The sequence below is a fragment of the Aerolutibacter ruishenii genome, assembly GCF_007830115.1.
Lineage (GTDB): Bacteria > Pseudomonadota > Gammaproteobacteria > Xanthomonadales > Xanthomonadaceae > Aerolutibacter > Aerolutibacter ruishenii.
In genome coordinates this window covers 49,875-71,329 of the sequence record NZ_VLKP01000010.1, presented here as the reverse complement: position 1 = coordinate 71,329, position 21,455 = coordinate 49,875, and the positions used below count along the sequence as shown (strand labels likewise).

Sequence of the window (21,455 nt, the reverse complement as noted above, 5' to 3'; positions counted from 1 at the left end):
CGCGAGGCAGCAGGTTCCCTGCGATCCCGCCATCGGCCGGCACCGCACCCGCGGCACCGGCCCTGTTACGAAATGGGTGCGGATTACGGCTCGCGCACCGGCATGCGCGGCAGCTTCTCGTCACGCATGGCCGCATGCCACGCGAACGTAGCCACCACCGCGGCCGACTGCTTCAGGTCTTCCGGCACCACGTGGTCCAGCACGTCCAGATGGCTGTGGTGGACGTTGCTGAAGTAGTCCAGCCGGTCCTGGATGAACTGGAAGCCCGGCAGGCCGATGCGGTCGAACGGGATGTGATCGGTGCTGCCGGTGTTGCGGTGGGTCACGGTGGTGGCGCCCACGTCGTTGAGCGGCGCCAGCCACGCGGCAAAGATCGGCGCCACCGCGGTGTTCTCCTGGGTGTAGATGCCGCGGATGCGGCCGCCACCGTTGTCGTAGTTGAAGTACGCGGCGACCTTGCCGTGCGCGGGCTTGCGCTGCAGCGGGCCGGTGGGTTCGCGTAGCGACAGCGGGAGCTTCTTCTGCTGCGGGTCGGTAGGCTCCGGCCAGCCGCCGTAGTGGCGGGTGACGTAATCGCTGGAGCCCAGCAGACCCTGCTCCTCGCCACCCCACAGCGCGATGCGGATGGTGCGGCGCGGTTTGGCGCCGACGGCCTTGAGGATGCGCATGGCCTCCATCATCACCGAGACACCGGCGGCGTTGTCGGCCGCGCCGGTGCCGGCGTGCCACGAGTCCAGGTGCGCGCCGATGATCACCACCTCGTCCTTCAACGCGCCCTGGCCCGGGATCTCGGCGAAGGTGCTGTGGCCCATCTCGTCGGTGTCGCCGGTGAAGCGCGCATCCACGTTCACCCGCAGGCGCATGGGCTGCTTGCGCTCCAGCGAACGCATCACCGCGTTGTAGTGCTCGGCCATCATGGTCAGCGCCGGCACGCCCGCCGGCTCACCGGCCTTGCGCGAACCGCCGCCCCCCAGGCGGATGATGCCGTTGTCCCAGGTGCTGATCGACACGGTGGCCAGCACGCCCTCCTCGGCGAGGAACCTGTTGGTCGCCTCGGTCAGCGCGATCTGCTCGAGGCGCTCCTTGGCGTCCTTGGCCCGCTTGGCAGGATCGCGGTCCTTGGGCACCGTGAACGCGCGCAGTTCCTCCAACTCATGATCGTCGTAACGGTCACTGTCGGGCTTGTCGCCGGGCTTGTACTCGCGCGCGGCGTCGAGGAACACGATCTTGCCGCGCAGCTTGCCGCGCTGTTTGTCCAGGTCGGCCTGGGTCTTGAGCGTGGCCGCGACGGCCTCGCCTTCCACCGGACCGTTGGTGCCAGGGGTCCAGGCCTTGGGCAGCGCGTGCAACGGGAACGGGCGCGGGGCCAGCACTTCGACGCTGGCGTTGCGGAACTCCCAGCCGCGGCCGAACGGGCCGTAGGCTTCATCGTGCACGTTGGACAAGCCCCAGCCATCCATGCGCTCGCGCGCCCACGCGTTGGCCTTGGCCATGCCCGGTGAGTTGGTCAGGCGCGGGCCGACGTCTTCAGTCAGCTGCGACAGGGTCTGCATGACCTGCGAGCGGTGGAAGGCTTCCTGCCGGATCTTGCCGACCATGGCGTGGTCGACGGCTTCGGTGGCGCGCGCGGCGCCGACCAGGCCCAGGCACGCGGCCAGGGCGATGAGGCAATGCTTCACGGAGGTCCCCTGTGGATCGACTGACTCCCCGATTCTAGGGGCAGGACCGCCGGGGGCACGTGTGTCGATGGTTGGGGCCGTGCTGGCAGGCGGGGCGGTTCCCGTTCAACCAGGTCGCAATTGGCGCACCCGTTCATACAGGCACACCGCCGTCGCGGCACCCACATTCAGCGACTCCACGCCCGGATGCATGGGGATGCGCAGCCGCACGTCGGCGCGCTGGAACACCGCATCGGACACACCCGCGCCTTCGCTGCCCATGGCCAGTACCAGGTCACCGCGCAGGTCGGTTTCGTAAAGGTCGCTCGCCTGCGCCAGCGTGGTGATGGCCACACGGCCGATGAAGGCCGCCAGCGCCGGCTGCGGGTCCACGCGCTCGATCACCGGTACCACGAAATGCGCGCCCATCGCCGCCCGCAGCACCTTGGGCGACCAGGCATCGGCGGCACCCAGCGCCAGCCACACCTGGTCCACGCGTGCGGCGGCTGCGGTGCGCAGGATGGACCCAATGTTGCCCGGGTCCTGCACGCCGTCCAGCAACAGGCAACAGCCGTCGGTGCGCAATGCGGGCGGCTCGGGGATGCCGGTCAGCGCCAGCAGGCCGGTGGTGCTGGGCAACTGCTCGATGGCATCGAACAATTCGACCGCCAACACCGTGGCCGGTGCGAACTGCGCGGCCAGCAACCGGGCAATCTCGGCGCGCTGCTCGCTGCCCTCGCGCACGAACAGGCGCTGCAGCGGCCAGCCCGCGTCGCGCGCTGCCGCCGCCAGGTGCGTGCCGACCAGCAACGTCTGCTGCGACGTGTGTCGCTCGCGGCGCTGTTCCGCCAGTTTGATCAGGTGCTTGACCACCGGGTTCTGTCGGGAGCGGATGATGTCCAAGGGCGCCGGCCTGATGAATGGGAATACGCGATTGTCGCCGCGCGGCGGCGGCATCGCCAGCCACGATGGCGGCAAGCTGAATGCGCAGGCTGCACGGACATCTTCGCTTCACGCGTCGTCAACCCGCGCCGCGCGAGTCTGTCTCCACCTTCCCTTCCCCAAGGAGTTGCCGATGAACGTCCAATCGGTCATGACCGCCAATCCCGCCTGCTGCACGCCGCAGACCCCGTTGCGCGACGTGGCGCAGATGATGGTCAAGCACGACTGCGGGCAGATCCCGGTAGTCGACAAATCCGGTGCACCCGTCGGCGTGGTCACTGATCGCGACATCACCGTGCGAATGGTCGCGTCCGGCCGCGACACGCTGCACGGCTGCGCGGCCGACGCGATGAGCAGTCCGGCACAGACCGTGCGTTCGGACAGCCCGTTGAAGGATGCCGTCTGCCTGATGGAGGCATCCAGGATCCGCCGCGTGCCCGTGGTGGACATGAAGGGCCGCCTCACTGGCATGGTGTCGATTGCGGACCTGGCACTGCATGGCAAGGACCAGGCCACCATGGAAGTGGTGAAGGAAGTCTCCGAGCCCAAGCACTGAGCCGCCGGACGCTTTCGCTCGTGCTTTCGAGCGCGGCAGGCCCTTTGAACGAAAATGGCCCGGATATCCCGGGCCGTTTTCATCGTGCATTCCGCAGGATTCAGAGCATCGGCAATTTCAGCCCCTGCTCCTTCGCGCACTGCTTGGCGATCTCGTAACCCGCGTCAGCATGGCGCATCACGCCGGTGCCCGGGTCGTTCCACAGCACGCGGGCGAGTCGCTTGTCGGCTTCTTGCGAACCGTCGCAGACGATCACCACGCCGCTGTGCTGGCTGTAGCCCATGCCCACGCCACCGCCGTGGTGCAGCGACACCCACGTCGCGCCGCCGGCCACGTTGAGCATCGCGTTGAGCAGCGGCCAGTCGGACACGGCATCGGAGCCGTCCATCATCGCCTCGGTCTCGCGATTGGGCGAGGCCACCGAACCGCTGTCCAGATGGTCACGACCGATCACCACCGGCGCCTTCAACTCACCATTGCGCACCATCTCGTTGAACGCCAGGCCCAGGCGGTGGCGGTCGCCCAGTCCCACCCAGCATATGCGCGCCGGCAGGCCCTGGAAGCTGATGCGCTCGCGCGCCATGTCCAGCCACTTGTGCAGGTGCGGATCGTTGGGGATCAACTCCTTCACCTTGGCATCGGTCCTGGCGATGTCCTCCGGGTCGCCGCTCAGCGCCACCCAGCGGAACGGGCCCACGCCGCGGCAGAACAGCGGGCGCACGTACGCCGGCACGAAACCCGGGAAGTCGAACGCATCCTTGCAGCCCATGTCGAAGGCCATCTGGCGGATGTTGTTGCCGTAGTCGAAGGTGGGCACGCCCATGTCCTCGAAGCGAAGCATCGCCTCCACGTGCACGCGCATGGCGTGCTTGGCCGCCTCGACCACTTCCTGCGGTTCGGTCTTCTGCTTGTCCAGCCACTGCTCCAGCGTCCAGCCGGCCGGCAGGTAGCCGTGCAACGGGTCATGCGCGCTGGTCTGGTCGGTGACCGCGTCCGGGCGCACGCCTCGGCGCACCAGCTCCGGCAGGATCTCGGCGGCGTTGCCCAGCAGTGCGATCGACCTGGCCTCGCCCGCAGCGGTGTATTTTTCGATGCGCGCCAGCGCGTCGTCCAGGTCGCTGGCCTGCTCGTCCACGTAGCGGGTGCGCAGGCGCATGTCGATGCTGCTCTGCCGGCACTCGATGGCCAGCATGCACGCGCCGGCCATCGTCGCGGCCAGCGGCTGCGCACCGCCCATGCCACCCAGTCCCGCGGTCAGGATCCACTTGCCGGTCAGGTCGCCGCCGTAGTGCTGGCGGCCCATCTCCACGAAGGTCTCGTAGGTGCCCTGCACGATGCCCTGGCTGCCGATGTAGATCCACGAGCCGGCCGTCATCTGGCCGTACATCATCAGGCCCTTCCTATCGAGCTCGTTGAAGTGCTCCCAGGTGGCCCAGTGCGGCACCAGGTTGGAATTGGCCAGCAGCACGCGCGGCGCATCCGGGTGGGTGGGGAACACGCCGACCGGCTTGCCTGACTGCACCAGCAGGGTTTCGTTGTCCTCCAGCTCGCGCAGCGACTTGAGGATGGCGTCGTAGCTCTCCCAGTCGCGCGCGGCGCGGCCGATGCCGCCGTATACCACCAGTTCGGCGGGATTCTCGGCCACGTCGGGGTCGAGGTTGTTCTGGATCATGCGGTACGCGGCTTCGCTCAGCCACGACTTGCAGGATTTCTCGGCGCCACGCGGGGCGCGGATGGTGCGGGAGGGGTCACGACGGGTGGACATGGGCCAGTTCCTGCGGCGGCGGGGATGGATGAATTATTGCCCCCGGACCGGCGGTGCGACAGCGCCGCACGGGTGCACGGCGGCGTTTTGCGTATCCGGCCGGCGGTATTTCCACCCGCTGACGCCCAATTGTTTACGCTGTACACATCGAATGGCTCCATGGCCGCTGCAGAACCGTGGGCATCCACGGAGCCATCGGCCACAGGTCGAAGGCCCGCCCCGCCCACGCATCCCGCCATCCCAGCCCTGTCCGCGTCTCCTTCGCCCCGCCCTTACGCACAGCCGCGCCTCGCCAACCAACCCCGACCGATGCCTGCGCCTTCCACCACCGCCGACCGCCTGCTGCGCGCCGCCCGCACCCTGTTCGAACGCGAGGGTGCCGAGGCGGTGAGCATGCGCAAGGTGGCGGCCAAGGCCGGGGTCACGCCGATGGCCATCTACCGCCATTACGACAGCCGCGACGCGCTGCTGTGGCGCATCTGCGATGACGCCTTCGAGGAAATCACGCGGCACTGGCAGGCACGTGCTCAGGTCAGCGATCCGTTGCAACGCGTGCTGGCCACGCAGCGCATCTACCTGGACTTCGCCCTCGCCCATCCGCACCTGTTCGACTATGCCTTCGGCATCCAGCGCGGGCAGGCACGGCGCTTCCCGGAAGACTTCCGCGAACGGCGCTCGCCAACGCTGACGGTGGTGGCCGATGCGGTCGCGGAAGCGATGCAGGCCGGCGCGCTGCGCCGCGACGATGCGTGGGACGTGGCGATGACGCTATGGGCGCACACCCACGGGCTGGTCGCGCTGTACCGCGCCGGCCGCTTCAGCCTGGACGAGGCCGGCTTCCGCGCCTTCTACGAGGCGTCATTGCACCGGTTGTTGGGCGGCCTGCAAGCCTGAGCGGTACCGGCCTGCCACAACGCAACAGGCCCGGCGACACGCGGAGTCAGTGCACCGCGGGGTCCAGCATGCGCAGCGCATCGGCGATATCGACCTGACCGGTACGGTCCAGGTCCTCGCGGGTGTAGGCGCGGCCGGGCATCCCATTGCAACGTTTCTGGCCCTTGGCGTTCTGCCGGGCGACGATGCGCGAACCGGTTTCCCGCAGGCAGTAACTCTCGGACAACGGCGTCTTCGCGCTGTCGGCAAGCGACGCGGCCGGCGCAGTCACAGGCGCCTCGGGAGCCGCCTGGGCGAAAGCGACCGGCACCACACCGGCCAACAGGGCGGTCAGCAACAGGCGTTTCATGGCGGCACCTCCAAGGATTGGCCGGCGACCTCCGCCGGTCTTCAAGTGCAGGTATACGCCTGACGCCGGGGGCGCGCATGTGCCGCGGCGCGGCCATTCAAGCACGCGTCAGCAATCGCCGAAGCCTCGACCAAAGTCAGCGGTTCACTGACATCGGCTGCAACACTCGGCCGCTTATCATCGCATCCATGCATTGTCGCCTTCGTTCCGCCGCGCTCGCGGCCACCCTCGCCTTCTTCGTTACCGCCTGTGCCAGTTCGGGCCACCGCTCAGCCAGTGCGACCGCCGCTGTCCAGGCCCCTCCGGTCCCCGTGCTGCTGGTGTCGATTGACGGCTTCCGCGCCGACTACCTCGATGCGGGCCTCGCACCGCAGTTGCGCCGGTGGGCCAACGAAGGCGTGCGCGCGCAGTGGATGACGTCGTCCTACCCGTCGCTGACATTCCCCAACCACTACACGCTGGTCACCGGGTTGCGCCCGGACCGCCACGGCATCGTCCACAACACCATGTGGGACGAATCGCTGGGTGGCTTCGCGCTGTCGAAGCGGGAGGCCGTGGGTAACGGCGCCTGGTGGCAAGGCGAGCCGGTCTGGGTGGGCGCCGAGAAGGCCGGACTGCGCACCGCGACGATGTTCTGGCCCGGCAGCGAGGCGGAGATCCAGGGGGTTCGTCCGCAGCGCTGGCAACCGTACGACGGGGCGGTGGGCAACGAGGCACGCGTCGATACCGTGCTGGGCTGGCTGTCCGAGCCCGAAGCCACGCGCCCCCGGCTGAGCACCCTGTATTTCGACCGGTTGGACAAGGCGGGGCACGAACATGGCCCCGACTCGCCGGAAGCCCACCAGGCGTTGCGCGACATCGACGCCGCCCTGGGAAAGCTGCACGACGGCCTGGCCGAACGCGGCCTGCTCGATCGCATCAACGTGGTGGTGGTCTCCGACCACGGCATGGCGCCGGTGCCCGCCAACCAGGTGCTCGATGCCGAGTCCATGGTGGGGCCCGACGACGCGCGGCTGGTCGCATCCGGCGAATCGCTGGGCTTTGAACCGCTGCCGGGGCGTCAGGCCGCCGCGGAAGCGCGACTGCTGGGTCGGCACGCGCATTACCAGTGCTGGCGCAAGCAGGCGCTGCCGGCACAGTGGCACTACGGACGCCATGCGCGCGTGCCCTCGATCGTCTGCCAGATGGACGAAGGCTGGTCGGCCCGGCCGCGTGCCTATGCGGAGAAGCGCCGGCAGATGGGTCTGGGTGGCGCGCACGGCTTTGATCCCGCGCTGCCCTCGATGCGCGCCACGTTCATCGCCCGCGGCCCGGCGTTCGCGCCCGGCCGGGTGCTGCCGCCGGTGGACAACGTCGACGTCTACCCGCTGCTGACCCGCCTGCTCGGCATTCCCGCCGCGCCGCATGACGGCCGCGCGGACGCCTTTGACGCCGTACTGGTCGCGCCGTAACCGCTGCCGTCGCCCGCTCTTGAAGGCCGACTCAGTCGGCCAGCAGTTCGGCCATCGTCGCGCGGTAGCGGGCTTCGATGGCCTCGCGCCGCACGTGCTGACCACCGGCCACCACCCGGCGGCCGCCCACCCAGGTATCGCGCACCAGGTTGCGATTGCCGCTGAACAGCCAGCGATCCACCGCATCCTCGTCGCGTGCGCCGGCGAAGGCCGGCGCGTCGGTATCCAGCACCAGCCAGTCGGCATGGTGGCGGTCATCCAGCCATCCCACCGCATGCCCGCTGGCATCGCCCGCGCTGGCCAACACGCCGTGCAACAACGTCTCGCCCACGCTGGTGGAGGCGCTGCCCACGGCGATGTTGCGTCGGCGCGTGGCCAGGCGCTGGCCGTACTCCAGCCAGCGCAGTTCCTCCACCGGCGATACCGAGATGTGCGAATCCGAGCCCACGCCCCAGCGGCCACCGGCATCGAGGTAGTCGCGCAGCGGGAACAGGCCATCGCCGAGGTTGCCCTCGGTGGTGGTGCAGATGGCGACGGTGGCGCGACTGCCCGCGACATCGCGCACTTCGCCAGCATCCAGGTGGGTGGCATGCACCAGGGTCCAGCGCGTATCGACGTTGGCGTTGTCCAGCAGCCAGCGCACCGGGCGCGCGCCACGCACCGCCACGCACTCGTCCACCTCGGCGGTCTGCTCGGCGACGTGGATGTGGATGCGGCTGTCGGCCGGCAGCGCATCCAGCACGGCGCGCATCGCATCGGGCGGTACCGCGCGCAGGCTGTGCAGGGCGCAGCCCACGCGCAGGGCGTCGCCTTCATCGGCGCGCAGGGCGTCGAGCAGGCGCAGGTAGGCGTCCACGCCGTGGCCGAAGCGGCGCTGCCGCTCCGACAATGCGCGGCCATCGAAGCCGCCGGTCATGTACAGCACCGGCAGCAGCGTCAGGCGGATGCCGGTATCGCGGGCGGCCGCGATCAGCGCACGCGACATCGTCGCGGGATCAGCGTAAGGGCGGCCGTCAGGCGCGTGGTGCAGGTAATGGAACTCGCAGACGGTGGTGTAGCCGGCTTCCAGCATCTCCGCGTACAGTTGCGAAGCCACTGCATGCAGCCGCTCCGGAGTGAATCGTGCGGCGAAGCGGTACATCGTCTCGCGCCAGGTCCAGAACGAGTCGGCCGGGTCGGTCTGGCGTTCGGCCATGCCCGCCATAGCGCGCTGGAAGGCATGCGAGTGCAAGTTGGCAATGCCCGGCACGATGCGTGGCACGCCCGTCGTCAGTGGCGGCAGTGTCCCCGCCGGGCCTACCGCCATCTCCTGCGGCGCACTCCAGCCGGCCGCCATCCATACCTTCGCCTGGGGAATCGTCTGCATGGCGCGAATTGTCGCCGCTGGGCCGCGGCTTGGCGATCCCCGGCACCGCCGTCCGGGTTTGGCATTGATGTCCGAATCCGGCGAGTCAGTACCCCCGGCCGGTGCTAGCCTGCAGACATGTCCAGTGCCGTGCCGCTCGCGACCATGCCTCCCTCCGCCCTGCCCACGCCGCAGGTCTGCGAGCAGGCGCGGCTGAGCCGCGACGCGCGATTCGACGGGCTGTTCTTCACCGCGGTGTCCAGCACCGGCATCTATTGCCGGCCGGTGTGCCCGGCACCGCCGCCCAAGCGCGAGAACGTCGCCTACTACCCCAGCGCGGCCGCGGCCGAAGCCGCCGGCTACCGCCCATGCCTGCGTTGCCGGCCGGAGTTGTCGCCCGGCGATGGCGCGTGGCGCCGCGGTGATGCGGTCATCGCCCGCGCGCTCAAACTGATCGACGAAGGCGCATTGGCCGAGCAGCCGCTGGCGGTGCTGGCCCAACGCGTCAACCTGGGCGAACGACAGCTTCGGCGGCTGTTCGTGGAGCGCCTGGGCGCGGCGCCCATCGGCGTGCATGGCACCCGCCGCTTGCTGTTCGCCAAGCAGTTGCTGACCGAAACCGACCTGCCGATCACCGACGTGGCCATGGCGGCGGGCTTTGGCAGCCTGCGCCGCTTCAACACCACGTTCCGCGATGCGTACCGCATGGCGCCACGTGAACTGCGCAGGCGCCCGGCATCGTCCGGAACAGAATCGCTCACCCTGCGATTGGGCTACCGCCCGCCATACGATTTCGCGGCGATGCTCGACTTCCTGCGCGGCCGCGCATTGCCTGGCGTGGAGCGCATGGACCCGCACGCCTATGCGCGCGTGGTCGCCACGGGCGCCGGGCCCGGCTGGCTGCGAGTGGGCGCATGGCCCGGCGACGAACCGGCGCTCAAGCTGGAACTGCACGGCATTCCGGCCAGCGCACTGCTCGATACGGTCAACCGCATCCGTCGCATGTTCGATCTCGATGCCGATCCACAAACCATTGCGGAAAACCTGGGCCGCAGCCCGCGCCTGCGGCCGCTGCTCGCACGCAACCCTGGCCTGCGCCTGCCCAGCGGCTGGGACGGCTTCGAGATCGCGGTACGCGCGATCCTGGGCCAGCAGGTCAGCGTGGCCGCTGCGCGTACGCTGGCCACCCGCCTGGCGCAGCGCTTCGGCCAACCGCTGCCTGCACCGCTGGCCGATGGGCTGGCGTATCTGTTCCCCACGCCGGACGCGCTGGCCGACGCCGATCTGGCCAGCATCGGCCTGACCCGCAGCCGCGCCGACACAGTCCGCGGCGTGGCCCGCGCGCTGCTCGATGGCCGGGTCGACTTCCGCGCCGAACGCACGCTTGACGACTTCGTTGCCCGCTGGACCGCACTGCCCGGCATCGGCCCATGGACCGCGCAGTACATCGCGATGCGCGCGCTGGGCCACCCGGATGCCTTCCCCACCGACGACCTGGTGCTGCGCCAGCGGGCCAGTGGCGATGGCAACACCATCAGCGGCAAGTCACTCGCGCAACTCGCCGAGCACTGGCGGCCGTGGCGCGCATACGCGGTGATCCACTTGTGGCGCGATGCGGCAACACGGAACGACGCTCCCACACGAGCGGCATCGCGCATCCATGCCGCGCATGCTGGCGACTCCACCTCCACTTCCTCCTCCACGCCACCCGCCACGGGCGTCCCCGCCGCATCCGCGCGCCGGTCCCGTCGCACGCAAACCGGAGCAGACACATGATCCATTTCACCACCATCGACAGCCCGGTCGGCCCGCTGCTGCTGGCGGCCAGCGACGAGGGCCTGCACGCCATCGAATTCCACCAGTCGCGGCATCCGGTGCGGCGTGACGGCTGGCAACCCGGCGACCACACGCTGCTGGGCGAAGCCACGCGCCAGCTGGGTGAATACTTCGCCGGCACCCGCCACGCCTTCGACCTGCCGCTGGCGCCGCGCGGCACCGAGTTCCAGCGCACGGTGTGGCATGCGCTGGCGACGATCCCGTTCGGCGAAACCATCAGCTATGCGCAGCTGGCCGGCCGCGTCGGCAAGCCCACCGCGATGCGCGCCGTCGGTGCCGCCAACGGCCGCAATCCGCTGCCGATCGTGCTGCCGTGCCACCGCGTGATCGGCGCGGACGGCAGCCTGACCGGCTTTGGCGGCGGCCTGCCGACCAAGCGTTTCCTGCTCCAGCTGGAAGGCGCGTTGCCGCGCGACGACCTGTTCGCCGCCTGAATCCGTTCGACGGCGGACGAAACGGCGGAGCCGACCTGCCCGCCATGCGCGCCTGAAACGACGGGATCGACATGGCCCTCGATGCGGCCGAAAAGGCATGTCGGCAGGCTTAGAATGCGCCGATGACCGACACCGCCACGCTTGCATCCACGCGCCCCTGGGATGGACTGATCCTCGGCGCCGCCCTGGCCACGCTTGACGACGACACCGGCTACGCCGAAATCACCGACGGCGCCCTTGGCTGGCGCGACGGCGTGCTCACCTTCGTCGGCCCGCGTGATGCATTGCCCGATGCACCCAGCCGCCTCGCCCGCGAAGTGATCGAGGCGTCCGGCTGGATCACCCCCGGCCTGGTCGACTGCCACACCCACCTGGTATTCGCCGGCGACCGCGCACGCGAATTCGAGATGCGCCTGCAGGGCGCCAGCTACGAGGCCATTGCCCGCGCCGGTGGCGGCATCCTGTCCACCGTGCGCGCCATCCGCGAGGCCGGCGAAGACGAACTGCTGCGCCAGTCCTTGCCGCGCGCCCGCGCCTTGCTGGCCGATGGCGCCACCACGCTGGAGATCAAGTCCGGCTACGGCCTGGACTTCGACAACGAACGCAAGATGTTGCGCGTGGCGCGCCGGGTCGGCGAGGTGCTGGGCGTGACCGTGCGCACCACCTACCTCGCCGCGCATGCGTTGCCGCCGGAGTACAACGACCGCGCCGACGACTACATCGATGCCGCCTGCGAGTGGTTGCCACGGCTGCACGCTGAAGGCCTGGTCGATGCGGTGGACGCCTTCTGCGAGGGCATCGGTTTCAGCCCTGCACAGACCCGCCGCATGTTCGATGCGGCCCGCGCCCTGGGCCTGCCGGTGAAACTGCATGCCGACCAGCTGAGCGATCTTGGCGGCGCGGCGCTGGCGGCGGAATTCGACGGCTTGTCGGCCGACCACGTGGAGCACACCAGCGATGACTCGGTGCGGGCGATGGCCGCGCACGGCACCGTGGCGGTGTTGCTGCCGGGCGCTTTCCACGTACTGCGCGAGACCAGGTTGCCGCCATTGGAGGCGTTCCGCGCGCACGGCGTGCCAATGGCCGTGGCCACCGACTGCAACCCCGGCACGTCCCCGCTGCTTTCGCTGCGCCAGGCCATGCAGCTGTCCTGCACCCACTTCCGCCTGACACCCGAAGAGGCCTTGCGCGGCGCCACCGTGCACGCGGCACGCGCGCTGGGGCTGGCGGACCGCGGCGTGCTGCGCGTGGGCGCGCCAGCCGACTTCGTGCAATGGCAGGTCGGGCATCCCGCCGAGTTGTGCTACTGGCTGGGGGGCGGACTGGCCCGCGGCGTGTACGCTGGCGGTTGCCGTGTTGCCTGACGCGCGCAAGCCCTTCCGTCCCACGAGACAAGCCCTTCCATCCCGCGAGGTGTCCAATCCCATGCAATCCGCCACCGCCCTCCGCCTGACCCTGTGCCTGTTGGCACTGTGCGCGGCGTCCACCCTGCCCGCGATGGCCGGTGACCTCGGCAAGGCACGGCGTCTCGCCGATGATGCGCTGCTGGTCGACACGCACATCGATGCGCCGGGCGAGCTGGTCAAGCGCTGGGCCGACCTGGGCCAGGCCACGCCGTCGGTCGAGTTCGACTACCCGCGCGCACGCGCGGGCGGACTCGACGTCGCCTTCATGTCGATCTATACCTCGCCCGGACAGGACGCCGACGGCAGCGCGCCGCAGGTGGCCCATCGCCAGATCGACGCGATCGAGGCACTGGCCGGCCGCCATCCCGACAAGTTCGCCCTGCTGCGCTCACCCGCGGACGTCGAGCAGTTGCGCAAGGGCGGACGCGTGCTGCTCGCCTTCGGCATGGAGAACGGCGCGCCGATCGGCGACGACCTCGCGCAACTTGCCGCCTTCCACGCGCGCGGCGTGCGCTACATCACCCTGGCCCACAGCGACAACAACCGGATCAGCGACTCGTCCTATGCGCTGGTGAAGCGGTGGAATGGCCTGAGCCCCTTCGGCAAGCAGGTGGTGGCGGAAATGAACCGGCTGGGCATCATGGTCGATGTCTCGCATCTGTCGGACGCGGCCGTGCGCGACGTGCTCGCGCTCAGCCAGGTCCCGGTGATCGCCAGCCATTCCGGGCTGCGCCACTTCACCCCCGGCTTCGAGCGCAACCTCAGCGACGAACTGGCGCGGGCGATCGCCGCCAAGGGGGGCGTGATCCAGCTGGTGTTCGGCACCGGCTTCGTCAACGCCCAGGCCGCCGCCGACACCCAGGCCTACTTCCGCGCGCATGCCGACTTGCAGCGGGACAACGCGGCCGCCGAGGCCGCGGGCCGGCCCACGCGCAAGGTCAGCGACTTCGACCGCGAATGGGAGGCGGCACATCCGGTACCGGCCACCACGATCGATGCGGTGCTGGACCAGATCGACCATGGCGTGAAGCTGGTCGGCATCGACCACATCGGCATCGGCTCGGACTTCGACGGCGTGGGCGGCGCGCTGCCCGAAGGCCTGCGCTCGGTGGCCGACTATCCCAACCTGGTCGCGGGCCTGCAGGCGCGTGGCTACCGCGACGACGACATCCGCAAGATCCTCGGCGCCAACCTGTTGCGCGTGTGGTCGCAGGTGGAGGCGGCGGCACGGCGCTGACCCGCGACCCGGCCCAAACGAAGAAGCCCCGCCGGAGCGGGGCTTCTCGCTGGAATCGCGCCTGGCGCGTATTCCTCAGCCAGCGGTCTTCTTGGCCACGACCTTCTTGGCCGGGGCCTTGGCCACGGTCTTGGTCGCCTTCTTGGCGACCGGCGACGCGGCGTTGCCGGTGGCCTTGGTCACGGCCTTGGCCGCACGGGCGTTGCCGTAGCTGGAGTTGTAGCGCTTGCCCTTGGCGGTCTTGCGGTCGCCCTTACCCATGGTCGTGCTCCTGAACTGTTACTCAAAGTTGAACAAAGATGCCGCGCCGGGACGCCAAGCCCCACCGCAGGCACCAAATCGGGATCGCGGCTGTCGCGCGCGAGGCCGCAAAGCCTAGCACAAGCCGGCCCCCCGCCGCCTCAGTGGGCGCACTGGGCGTTGTGGAAATGGACGTGGTTCAGCCGCAGGTTGACCAGATGGGCCAACCCCACCAGCGTGCCGCCCAGGGTCATCGCCACCGCGTGCGGCACCAGCGAGTGATGCAGCGGCGCGTACAGCACCCCCGTCCACAATACGACCAGGCCCGGAGCCAACAACAGGAGCGCGCGGATGCCGTGGTGTCGGCGATACCCCCAGACAACGCTGAACAGCCCCAGCAACGAAGCGAACGCCACGAACGCAAATTCGAAGGCGTCGTTGTTCAGACTGGCCAGCCCCAGCGCCGGCAGCAGCGCAATGGCCACCGGGATCAGCGCGCAGTGGACCGCACACACCAGCGACCCCATGGCACCAAAGCGGTCGATCAGATGACGGACGCGATGAGGAGGCATGACCGTGACTTCCGGGTGGGTGAATCTGTAATTGCAATACTATAACATTCCGTCGCCACCGTCATCTGGAACCTCCTAGTCGCATGAAGCGCTCCCGCCTGCCGCATCGCCTCCCCTTGGCCATGGCCCTTGCCATGGGCCTGTCGACCCTCCACGCCGCCGAACCATCCCAGGTGCAGACCCAGCATGACCACGATGCCGTCGACCTGGACGCGGTGGTGGTGAGGGCCAACCCGTTGGCCGCCACTGCCGAAGACCTTACCCGCCCGGTCGAAGTGCTCACCGGCGAGCGGCTGGACGAGGCCAAGGCCAGCTCCCTCGGCGAAACCGTCAACAAGCTGCCCGGCGTGCAGTCCTCCTATTTCGGCCCCGGTGTCGGCCGCCCCATCGTGCGCGGCTTTGATGGCGCGCGCGTGCAGGTGGTGAGCGACGGCCTGGGCAGCGGCGACGTGTCCACCGTCAGCGTCGACCACGCGGTCAGCATCGAACCGTTCCTGGCCGACCAGATTGAAGTGCTGAAGGGCCCCGCCACACTACTGTTTGGCAGCGGCGCCATCGGCGGTGCGGTCAACGTGATCGATGGCCGCGTGCCCGAAGCCGTCACCGAACAGCCGCTGCAGGGCCGCGCCGAGCTGCGCACGGGCAGTGTCAACGACGAGAAGACCGGCATGGTGCGGCTGGACGGCACCTCCGCCTCGGGCAACCTCGTGTTCCATTTCGACGCGTTGCATCGTGAAACCGGCGACATCGACATCCCCGGCCAGGCCGAGAGCGCGTGGCTGATGGCCGAACACGGCGAAACGCCCGATCCGGCCGAAGCAGGCCGGCTGCCCAACAGCTTCGTGCGCACCGACAGCGGCGCGTTGGGCGTGTCGTGGGTGGGCGAGCGCGGTTTCATCGGCGTGGGCTACAGCCTGTTCAATTCGCGCTATGGCATTCCGGGCGGCGGTCACGTCCACGAAGAGGAAGGCCACGAGGAAGAAGCAGGCCACGAGGGCGAGGAAGAGGCCGATGCCCACGGCAGTGACGTGCGCATCGCCATGGACCAGCGCCGCACCGAACTGCGCGCCGGCCTCGATGACCTGGGCGCGTTCCAGTCACTGCGCGCCAAGGTGGCCCGCACCGAGTACACGCACACCGAGTACGAAGGCGATGCGGTTGGCACCGTGTTCGACAACGACAGCACCGAGGCGCGCCTGGAACTGGTGCACCAGCCGCTGGCCGGCTGGAACGGTGCGCTGGGCCTGCAGTGGGCGCAGCGCGAATTCGTGGCCGTGGGCGACGAGGCCTTCGTGCCCGGCTCCAATTCGCGCGACGCCGGCCTGTTCTGGATCGGCCAGCGCGACGTCGGCCCGCTGAAGCTGGAACTGGGCGCACGCCACGACCGCAGCCGCGTGGACGTGGACGACGCCGTGGCGATCGGCCCCGACCGCGACTTCGACACCACCAGTTTCTCCGCCGGCCTGAAGTGGGAGCCCACCGACCCGGTGCACGTGATGTTCGGCCTGGACCGCGCACAACGCGCCCCGTCCGCCGAGGAGCTGTACTCCAACGGCCTGCACGTGGCCACCGCCAGCCTGGAACTGGGCACCCCGACGCTGGACGTGGAAACCGCCAACCGCGCCGAGCTGGGCGTCCATTGGCACCACGGCCCGTTCAAGGCCAGCGCGTCGGTGTACCACGTGCGCTTCGACGACTACATCTACCTGGCCGACACGGGCCTGGTGGAGCACGAGGTGCCGGTGCGCCTGTGGACGCAGGGCGATGCCCGCTTCAACGGCGCCGAAGCCGAGGCCAGCTGGGCCTTTGCCGACAACGCCAGCGGCCAGTGGGACCTGCGCGTGTTCGGCGACGTGGTCCGCGCCAAGCTGGCCGGCAGCGGCACCCGCGAGGTGGCGTTCACGCTGGAGCACGAAGGGGAACTCGAGGAACTGGTGGCCGCACTGCCGCAGGGCGGCAACCTGCCACGCATCGCGCCTTCGCGCGTCGGCGGCGAACTGCGCTGGGAGCTGGGCCAATGGCGCGCATCGCTGGGCGCGGTGCGCTATGCCGAGCAGGACCGCGTGGCCGCGCACGAGCGGCCCACCGATGGCTACACGCTGGTGGACGCGCACGTGGCATGGCACGTGGATACCGCCGGCGGCAACGGCCTGGAAGTGTTCGTCGATGGCAGCAACCTGCTGGACGAGGAAGCCCGATCCCACACCTCGTTCCTGAAGGAACTGGCGCCACTGCCCGGACGCGGCGTCGTGGTGGGCGTTCGCGCGTTCTTCTGACCGAAGGGCCGGAAGGCATGCCGCCGTGGCATGCCCCCGCACGCTGCATGACAAGGCCCGCCCAATGACGCCGCGACGGTTGAGGGCGGGTATCCGACGGGCCAGGCCGTGGTTCATGCACACGGCCTCGTGGCCGTTCTAGACTGGTCACCACCTGCGGAAGGGCTTGGCCATGAGCGAACAGATCCGCCAGCTTGCCCAGTCATTGCTGGAACACGGGCACCAGGAACTCACTGCACTGGAACGCGGCCTGCTGGAACGCCTGTCGCGCCGTCAGCCGCTGTCGCGCGACCCACATGCGGATTACGAGGAAGGCCTCACATTCGGCCAGCGGCTGGCCGACCGCATCGCGCGTTTCGGCGGCTCCTGGAGCTTCATCATTCTGTTCATGCTGGTGCTGGTGGCGTGGGTGGCGCTGAACACGATCGTGCTGCTGCGCCATCCATTCGACCCCTACCCGTTCGTGTTCCTCAACCTGATCCTGTCGATGCTGGCGGCGGTGCAAGCGCCGGTGATCATGATGTCGCAGAACCGGCAGGCGGAAAAAGACCGCGTCACCGCCGCGCACGACTATGAGGTCAACCTCAAGGCGGAACTGGAGATCATGTCGCTGCATGAGAAAATGGACCGCATGCGCGATGAACAAATGGCATCGCTATTGGTGCAACAGCAGCAGCAACTGGCGATGATCGAGCGGTTGCTGCACGAGCGAACCGCGCGCTGACGGAAGTGGCGGGATGGTCCGGCACCGGGCGAGCCACCCCACCCCGCAGGCCGATCAGCCGATCGACTTGTCCACGGAAGCACACTCCGCGCATACGCCATGCACTTCCAGCGTCTGGCTGCGCGGCGTGAATCCCAGTGCGCGCGCACGCGCATCCAGCGTCTGCACGATGCGTTCGTCTTCCAACTCGGTGGCCGACTGGCACAGGTCGCAGATCAGGAACGGGACCGCGTGCGCCGGCGCGCCGGGGTGGTGGCAGGCGACAAACGCATTGATCGACGCCAGCTTGTGGATGAAGCCGTGTTCCAGCAGGAAATCCAGCGCACGGTATACCGTCGGCGGCGCGGCGGCATCGTGGGTCTGCTTCATCCGGTCCAGCAGGTCGTAGGCCTTCATCGGCCGGCCTGCATCGGCGATCAGTCGCAGCGCGTTCGCGCGGATGGCGGTGAGCCGCAACCCACGCGCTTCGCACACCCGCTCCACCTCGGCCACGTAGGCATTGCCGTCGTGGACGTGGTGCTTGGGGTCGGTGCAAACGTGGGTGTGGCTCATACCCCTGATTTAGGCGCTTGCCGGCAGCTTTGCAAGCGCGGCATCGATGCGCTTCACCGCTTCGGCCTGGCCGGCCAGGTACACCGTATGCGAGATGTCCGGGCTGACCTGGGTGCCGGTGATGGCCACGCGCATCGGCTGCGCCACCTTGCCCATGCCCACGCCGCAGGCTTCGGCGGTATCGTGCAGCGCGGTGGACACCGCTTCGGCCGACCACGTTGGCAACGCGGCCAGGCGCGCGCGCGCGTCAGCCAAGGGCGCCTGCGCGGCGACGGTCAGGTGTTTGGCGACGGCTGCATCGTCATAGGCGATCAACGGCTGGAACCACACCGCCGCACGCTCGGCCATCTCCTTCAGCGTCTGCACGCGGTCGCGCAGCGCGATGACGATGTCCGCCGCCTTCGGGCCATTGGCCAGATCGTAGCCCTGTGCCTTGAGGTGCCACTCCAGGTGCTTGGCCACGGCCTCGGGAGCGTCGGCCTTGAGGTACTGCTGGTTCAGCCAGCCCAGCTTGGCCGGGTCCAGGCGCGAGGCCTTGGAGTTGACGTCCTTCAGGTCGAACAGCTGCGTCATCTCGGCGATGGAGAACACTTCCTGATCGCCGTGCGACCAGCCCAGCCGCACCAGGTAGTTCAGCAGCGCGTGCGGCAGATAGCCCATGTCGCGGTACTGCATGACGTCGGCGGCACCGGTGCGCTTGGACAGCTTGGCGCCTTCCGGGTCGAGGATCATCGGCAGGTGCGCGAAGTGCGGTACCGGCGCGCCCAGCGCCTGGTACAGGTTGATCTGGCGCGGGGTGTTGTTGATGTGGTCGTCGCCCCGCACCACGTCGGTGATCCGCATGTCGAGGTCATCGACGACCACCGCGAAGTTGTACGTGGGGTACCCGTCCGGGCGGAAGATCACCAGGTCGTCGAGCTCGCTGTTGGCGATCTCGATGCGGCCCTTCACCTTGTCCTCCCACGCGACCACGCCGTCCTGCGGGTTCTTGAAGCGGATGACGCGGTTGGGGTCGTCGCAGCGTGCCTCATGGAAGCCGGGCGCGTTCTGCTCGCGGTAGGCGCCGTTGTAGCGCGGCTTCTCGCCCTTGGCCATCGCCGCTTCGCGCATCGCGTCCAGTTCGTCCTTGGACTCGTAGGCGTAGTAGGCCTTGCCGGCCGCGATCAGCTGCTCGGCGACTTCCTTGTAGCGGTCGATGCGGTGGGTCTGGTAGATCGGGCCTTCGTCGTAGTCCAGCTCCAGCCAGTCCATCGCCAGCAGGATGGCGTCGATGGCCTCCTGGGTGCTGCGCTCGCGGTCGGTGTCCTCGATGCGCAGGATGAACTGGCCGCCGCGGCGGCGCGCCTCCAGCCAGCAGTACAGCGCGGTGCGGGCGCCGCCGATGTGCAGGTATCCGGTGGGGCTGGGGGCGAAGCGGGTGCGGCAGGTCATGCGGGGGTGGCTCGGGCGGAAAGGGGGCATTTTACCCGGAGTTGGGTTGGGGTCCTGACCCGGCCATACAGGTGTCCTGGATCGCTTCCCGCATGACGGCGCGCGCCGCCCGACGCTTCCGGTCGTCACCAGGACTTCAAAGGGGCACGTGGATAGCCGAAACTTCTACAATTGCCCGATGACCACCCTGTTCATCTCCGACCTGCATCTGGACGCCGAGCGTCCCGCCGTCACCGAGTTGTTCCTGCGCTTCCTGCGCGAAGAGGCAATGCGGGCCGATGCGCTGTACATCCTCGGCGACCTGTTCGAGGCGTGGGTGGGCGATGACGATCCGTCCGAGGTGGGCACCGCGGTCGCCGCGGGCACGCGCGCGATGCGCGATGCGGGCGTGCCGGTGTACTTCATGCGCGGCAACCGGGACTTCCTGCTCGGCGCGGCGTATGCACGTCGTGCAGGCATGACACTGCTGCCTGATCCGGCGGTGGTGATGTTGCATGGCAAACCGACCCTGCTGATGCACGGCGACCTGCTGTGCACCGACGACACTGCCTACCAGGCATTCCGTGCGCAGACCCGCAATCCAGGCTGGCAACGCCAGTTCCTGTCACAGCCGTTGGCGGCGCGTATCGCCTTCGCACAGCAGGCACGCGCGGCGAGCAAGGCGCACCAGGCCGGCATGCATGGGCAGATGGAGACGATCACCGACGTGGCACCGGCCACGGTGGAGGGCACGCTGGCGCGCTACGGCGTGGATACGCTGATCCACGGCCACACCCACCGCCCTGCGGTCCACGCGCTTCGCGTGGGCGCGCAGGATTGCAGGCGCGTGGTGCTGGGCGACTGGTACGAGCAGGGCTCGGTGCTGCGCGTGGACTCAGCGGGCATGCAACTGGCCACGCTGGCCTGAGCAGGCTGCCAACGGCTTCCCTGGCAGCCCTCCAAACCGCGACCGACCGCAAGCCAGTCAATTGGCATACTGGCTCAACGCCGCCAACTCGTCCTCGTCAAAACCGGCTGCCGCACGCGCCTCCACGTTGAACGGCCCGTAGAGCACCGCACGCGCGTACTCGGCCAGGAGCGCGCGGAACGTGGTGCGCGGTTCCACGCCGGCGCGCTCGCAATACCAGCGGAACCAGCGCGAACCCGCGGCCACGTGGGCCACCTCCTCGCGCAGGATCACCTCGAGGATGGCGACCGTGGCCTCATCACCCATCGACCGCAGCTTGACGATCATCCCCGGCGTCACGTCCAGGCCGCGCGCTTCCAGCACCCGCGGCACCAGCGCCATCCGCGCCAGGCCGTCGTGCGCGGTCTTCTCGGCCATTTCCCACAGGCCGTTGTGCGCGTCGAAGTCGCCGTAGTCGTGGCCCAGTTGCTGCAGCCTCGTGCGCAGCAGTTCGAAGTGCCGGGCCTCGTCGCGCGCCACGCCAACCCAATCCGCATGGAACTCATGCGGAAGGCCGCGGAAGCGGTACACCGCATCCCACGCCAGATCGATGGCATTGAACTCGATGTGGGCGATGGCATGCACGAACGCCGCCCGCCCCTCAGACGTACCGAGTCCACGCTTGGGCAGATTGCGCGGATGCACCAGCAACGGCCGCTCTGGCCGTCCCGGCATGCGGATCGGCTCTGGCGCGGGGGCATCGCCCGGAATTTCCAGATCCCCCCGCTCGAACGCGTCGGCCGCAGCGAACGTGGCGGCCACCTTCTCCCCGGGAGTGGCGGCATCCAGACACCCACGGGCAGCTTCAAACAAGTTCATGCAGACAAAACCAGAAAGACCG

19 protein-coding genes and 1 pseudogene are annotated in these 21,455 nt (G+C 69.0%); 10 read left to right on the top strand and 10 right to left on the bottom strand.

The window, feature by feature from the left end; all coding sequences use genetic code 11:
• Positions 1–83: 83 nt before the first annotated feature.
• Positions 84–1,679, bottom strand: a complete 1,596-nt coding sequence (locus IP93_RS12005; RefSeq protein WP_242006854.1) for a M20/M25/M40 family metallo-hydrolase — start codon at positions 1,677–1,679, stop codon at positions 84–86.
• 105 nt (positions 1,680–1,784) lie between these two features.
• Positions 1,785–2,561, bottom strand: a complete 777-nt coding sequence (locus IP93_RS12000) for a TrmH family RNA methyltransferase (RefSeq protein ID WP_199747205.1) — start codon at positions 2,559–2,561, stop codon at positions 1,785–1,787.
• Between IP93_RS12000 and IP93_RS11995 the strand changes: the two are divergent.
• Positions 2,551–3,081, top strand: a pseudogene (locus IP93_RS11995) (CBS domain-containing protein); the annotation flags it as partial. The gene IP93_RS12000 and the pseudogene IP93_RS11995 overlap by 11 nt on opposite strands.
• Positions 3,082–3,256: 175 nt before the next feature.
• Here the strand turns inward: IP93_RS11995 and hutU are convergent.
• On the bottom strand, positions 3,257–4,921 hold the full coding sequence (hutU, locus tag IP93_RS11990; protein WP_144816021.1) for a urocanate hydratase: 1,665 nt from the start codon (positions 4,919–4,921) through the stop codon (positions 3,257–3,259).
• A gap of 309 nt (positions 4,922–5,230) precedes the next feature.
• Between hutU and IP93_RS11985 the strand changes: the two genes are divergently transcribed.
• A complete protein-coding gene (locus IP93_RS11985) occupies positions 5,231–5,815 on the top strand; it encodes a TetR/AcrR family transcriptional regulator (RefSeq protein WP_144816019.1) in 585 nt (194 codons plus the stop codon).
• 46 nt (positions 5,816–5,861) lie between these two features.
• Here the strand turns inward: IP93_RS11985 and IP93_RS11980 are convergent, their stop codons facing one another.
• On the bottom strand, positions 5,862–6,164 hold the full coding sequence (locus tag IP93_RS11980; RefSeq protein WP_144816017.1) for a hypothetical protein: 303 nt from the start codon (positions 6,162–6,164) through the stop codon (positions 5,862–5,864).
• A 188-nt stretch (positions 6,165–6,352) separates the two neighbouring features.
• Between IP93_RS11980 and IP93_RS11975 the strand changes: the two genes are divergently transcribed.
• Positions 6,353–7,615: an alkaline phosphatase family protein gene (locus IP93_RS11975; RefSeq protein WP_144816014.1), complete on the top strand. Its 1,263-nt coding sequence runs from the start codon at positions 6,353–6,355 to the stop codon at positions 7,613–7,615.
• A gap of 31 nt (positions 7,616–7,646) precedes the next feature.
• On the opposite strand, the gene IP93_RS11970 is transcribed toward IP93_RS11975, so the two are convergent.
• Positions 7,647–8,981, bottom strand: coding sequence for a formimidoylglutamate deiminase (locus IP93_RS11970; protein ID WP_144816013.1), 1,335 nt, complete (start codon positions 8,979–8,981; stop codon positions 7,647–7,649).
• Between the two features lie 144 nt (positions 8,982–9,125).
• Between IP93_RS11970 and IP93_RS11965 the strand changes: the two genes are divergently transcribed.
• The 4 genes from IP93_RS11965 (at position 9,126) to IP93_RS11950 (ending at position 13,873) form a co-directional block, all read left to right on the top strand.
• Complete coding sequence (locus IP93_RS11965) at positions 9,126–10,736, top strand: DNA-3-methyladenine glycosylase 2 family protein (RefSeq protein WP_199747203.1); 1,611 nt, start codon at positions 9,126–9,128, stop codon at positions 10,734–10,736.
• Complete coding sequence (locus IP93_RS11960) at positions 10,733–11,230, top strand: methylated-DNA--[protein]-cysteine S-methyltransferase (protein ID WP_144816010.1); 498 nt, start codon at positions 10,733–10,735, stop codon at positions 11,228–11,230. Before IP93_RS11965 ends, IP93_RS11960 begins: the two co-directional genes overlap by 4 nt.
• A gap of 122 nt (positions 11,231–11,352) precedes the next feature.
• Positions 11,353–12,594, top strand: coding sequence for an imidazolonepropionase (gene hutI / locus IP93_RS11955; protein ID WP_144816006.1), 1,242 nt, complete (start codon positions 11,353–11,355; stop codon positions 12,592–12,594).
• A gap of 61 nt (positions 12,595–12,655) precedes the next feature.
• Positions 12,656–13,873, top strand: a complete 1,218-nt coding sequence (locus tag IP93_RS11950) for a dipeptidase (RefSeq protein ID WP_144816003.1) — start codon at positions 12,656–12,658, stop codon at positions 13,871–13,873.
• 75 nt (positions 13,874–13,948) lie between these two features.
• On the opposite strand, the gene IP93_RS11945 is transcribed toward IP93_RS11950, so the two are convergent.
• Entirely contained in the window at positions 13,949–14,134 is a 186-nt protein-coding gene (locus tag IP93_RS11945) for a 30S ribosomal protein THX (protein ID WP_144816001.1), read from the bottom strand.
• A gap of 140 nt (positions 14,135–14,274) precedes the next feature.
• The gene (locus IP93_RS11940; RefSeq protein ID WP_144815999.1) at positions 14,275–14,685 is read right to left on the bottom strand and encodes a MerC domain-containing protein; all 411 of its coding nucleotides are present in this window, start codon (positions 14,683–14,685) and stop codon (positions 14,275–14,277) included.
• A gap of 83 nt (positions 14,686–14,768) precedes the next feature.
• On the opposite strand from IP93_RS11940, the gene IP93_RS11935 reads away from it, so the two are divergent.
• Positions 14,769–16,961, top strand: a complete 2,193-nt coding sequence (locus IP93_RS11935) for a TonB-dependent receptor (protein ID WP_144815996.1) — start codon at positions 14,769–14,771, stop codon at positions 16,959–16,961.
• Positions 16,962–17,133: 172 nt separating this feature from the next.
• Positions 17,134–17,685 (top strand): DUF1003 domain-containing protein, encoded by a 552-nt coding sequence (locus IP93_RS11930; protein WP_144815993.1) that lies wholly within the window; start codon positions 17,134–17,136, stop codon positions 17,683–17,685.
• A gap of 54 nt (positions 17,686–17,739) precedes the next feature.
• Here IP93_RS11930 and IP93_RS11925 read toward each other — a convergent pair whose 3' ends face one another.
• Positions 17,740–18,237, bottom strand: a complete 498-nt coding sequence (locus tag IP93_RS11925) for a transcriptional repressor (protein ID WP_144815990.1) — start codon at positions 18,235–18,237, stop codon at positions 17,740–17,742.
• Positions 18,238–18,246: 9 nt separating this feature from the next.
• Entirely contained in the window at positions 18,247–19,668 is a 1,422-nt protein-coding gene (gltX, locus tag IP93_RS11920) for a glutamate--tRNA ligase (RefSeq protein ID WP_144815988.1), read from the bottom strand.
• Between the two features lie 178 nt (positions 19,669–19,846).
• Here gltX and lpxH point away from each other — a divergent pair, with 178 nt between their 5' ends.
• The gene (lpxH, locus tag IP93_RS11915; RefSeq protein ID WP_144815986.1) at positions 19,847–20,575 is read left to right on the top strand and encodes a UDP-2,3-diacylglucosamine diphosphatase; all 729 of its coding nucleotides are present in this window, start codon (positions 19,847–19,849) and stop codon (positions 20,573–20,575) included.
• Positions 20,576–20,632: 57 nt separating this feature from the next.
• On the opposite strand, the gene IP93_RS11910 is transcribed toward lpxH, so the two are convergent.
• The gene (locus IP93_RS11910) at positions 20,633–21,433 is read right to left on the bottom strand and encodes a ferritin-like domain-containing protein (RefSeq protein WP_144815983.1); all 801 of its coding nucleotides are present in this window, start codon (positions 21,431–21,433) and stop codon (positions 20,633–20,635) included.
• Positions 21,434–21,455 lie beyond the last annotated feature (22 nt).

Bases quoted from the DNA above. Each gene is read 5' to 3' on its own strand.
- IP93_RS11965 (WP_199747203.1), top strand. From the start codon at position 9,126: ATGCCTCCCTCCGCCCTGCCCACGCCGCAGGTCTGCGAGCAGGCGCGG.
- lpxH (WP_144815986.1), top strand. From the start codon at position 19,847: ATGACCACCCTGTTCATCTCCGACCTGCATCTGGACGCCGAGCGTCCC.
- IP93_RS11960 (WP_144816010.1), top strand. From the start codon at position 10,733: ATGATCCATTTCACCACCATCGACAGCCCGGTCGGCCCGCTGCTGCTG.
- IP93_RS11910 (WP_144815983.1), bottom strand. From the start codon at position 21,433: ATGAACTTGTTTGAAGCTGCCCGTGGGTGTCTGGATGCCGCCACTCCC.
- IP93_RS11935 (WP_144815996.1), top strand. From the start codon at position 14,769: ATGAAGCGCTCCCGCCTGCCGCATCGCCTCCCCTTGGCCATGGCCCTT.
- IP93_RS11925 (WP_144815990.1), bottom strand. From the start codon at position 18,237: ATGAGCCACACCCACGTTTGCACCGACCCCAAGCACCACGTCCACGAC.
- IP93_RS11980 (WP_144816017.1), bottom strand. From the start codon at position 6,164: ATGAAACGCCTGTTGCTGACCGCCCTGTTGGCCGGTGTGGTGCCGGTC.
- IP93_RS11975 (WP_144816014.1), top strand. From the start codon at position 6,353: ATGCATTGTCGCCTTCGTTCCGCCGCGCTCGCGGCCACCCTCGCCTTC.
- IP93_RS11930 (WP_144815993.1), top strand. From the start codon at position 17,134: ATGAGCGAACAGATCCGCCAGCTTGCCCAGTCATTGCTGGAACACGGG.
- IP93_RS11985 (WP_144816019.1), top strand. From the start codon at position 5,231: ATGCCTGCGCCTTCCACCACCGCCGACCGCCTGCTGCGCGCCGCCCGC.
- IP93_RS11970 (WP_144816013.1), bottom strand. From the start codon at position 8,981: ATGCAGACGATTCCCCAGGCGAAGGTATGGATGGCGGCCGGCTGGAGT.
- hutU (WP_144816021.1), bottom strand. From the start codon at position 4,921: ATGTCCACCCGTCGTGACCCCTCCCGCACCATCCGCGCCCCGCGTGGC.
- IP93_RS11950 (WP_144816003.1), top strand. From the start codon at position 12,656: ATGCAATCCGCCACCGCCCTCCGCCTGACCCTGTGCCTGTTGGCACTG.
- IP93_RS11940 (WP_144815999.1), bottom strand. From the start codon at position 14,685: ATGCCTCCTCATCGCGTCCGTCATCTGATCGACCGCTTTGGTGCCATG.
- IP93_RS11945 (WP_144816001.1), bottom strand. From the start codon at position 14,134: ATGGGTAAGGGCGACCGCAAGACCGCCAAGGGCAAGCGCTACAACTCC.
- hutI (WP_144816006.1), top strand. From the start codon at position 11,353: ATGACCGACACCGCCACGCTTGCATCCACGCGCCCCTGGGATGGACTG.
- gltX (WP_144815988.1), bottom strand. From the start codon at position 19,668: ATGACCTGCCGCACCCGCTTCGCCCCCAGCCCCACCGGATACCTGCAC.